The sequence below is a fragment of the Komagataeibacter kakiaceti JCM 25156 genome (assembly GCF_000613305.1).
Window position 1 is genome coordinate 1 of sequence record NZ_BAIO01000577.1, and the last position, 1,328, is coordinate 1,328.

Annotated in this window: 1 protein-coding gene and 1 pseudogene; both read left to right on the forward strand. The window is 66.9% G+C overall.

Annotated features, from left to right (window positions below; all coding sequences use genetic code 11):
• Positions 1 to 589 (forward strand): annotated as a pseudogene (locus JCM25156_RS25625) (2OG-Fe dioxygenase family protein); the annotation flags it as partial.
• The coding region (locus tag JCM25156_RS16770; RefSeq protein ID WP_025814029.1) for a hypothetical protein at positions 586 to 1,328 on the forward strand (743 nt) is incomplete at its 3' end. The pseudogene JCM25156_RS25625 and the gene JCM25156_RS16770, both read left to right, overlap by 4 nt.

Below are 1,328 nucleotides of genomic sequence, written 5' to 3' on the forward strand. Positions count from 1 at the left end.
ACCGCCTGGGGCTGGACCGCTACATGGCTGATGGCGGCCGCTACCGCCGCCGTCGCCACGCCACCTTCGCCATCAGCGCCGATGGCGTCCAGCGCAAGAAACACCAGCCGCATTACCAGAGCCGTGACTACAACGAGCTCAATGGCGGGATCGAACGCTGGTTCCGGGCCGTGGAGCCGGAAACGGGGGCGCATCCGGCGCTGCTGGCCATCATGCGGCTCATGCACCGGATCGTGAGCGACCTGACCGATCCGGGCAGCCTGCCCGATACATGGCATACGGAAATCCACCAGTTCCGGATCGAGGCGCTGGAGGGCAATCCCGGCCTTCCCACGCCCGAGGGGCTGCACCGCGATGGCGTGGACTGGGTGATGGTGGTCATGATCCGGCGCGAGAACGTGATGTGCGGCGAAACCGCCATCCATGACCTGCAACGCAACCTGGTGGGCAGCTTCATGCTCGACCAGCCGTTTGACACGGCCATCGTCAATGACAACCGCGTCTATCATGCGTGACCCCGGTGCGGCCGCTCGACCCGTCCCGCCCGGCCTATCGCGATGTGCTGGTTGTAACCTTCCGCCATCAATGACTCCCGCCCCCCCACGGCGGGACAGCCCGTGGCGGCGGTTCTGCCTTATGGCCCTCCTCGCCATCATGGTGACCGGCGGGGGGCTCTACCTGTTCATCGTCACGGTCGATCCATGGGACATGCTGCCCTTCTCCCCCCCGCTCGGGCGCATCCCCATTACGTCGAACGCCCGCTACACCATGCCCGCGCTGGCCCGTAGCCCCCGCTTTGATTCCGTCATTCTGGGCACATCGACCAGCCGGCTCATGCAGCCCGCCGTGCTGGACCCGGCGCTGGACGCCCATTTCCTCAACATGTCCATGAACAGCGCCAGCCCGTGGGAGCAGGCGCGTGAACTCGACATATTCCTGCGCCACCACCCCCGGCCGCGCATTGTCATGATCGGAATCGACGCGGCGTGGTGCCACCTCCGGCCGGGCAGCCTGACCACGCCCAACCGGCCATGGCCGGAATGGATGTACGGCCACCCGGCATGGCAGGGCTACCTGCACATGGCCAGCCTGTACGCCCTGCAGGAAGCCGCCAACCAGTTCCTGTGGCTGGTCGGCCTGAAAACCCGGCTTTTCGGCTCGGATGGCTATACCAGCTTCGTCCCGCCCGACAGCCAGTACGACCCTGCCCGCGTGCGCACGATCTTCACCCGCTGGGGGCCGCCGGACAACAGCCCCGCCCCGCCCGGCATGGCTGATACGCCGCCAGCCAGCATGGACCTGCTGGCCACCATGGTGAAACGCATGCC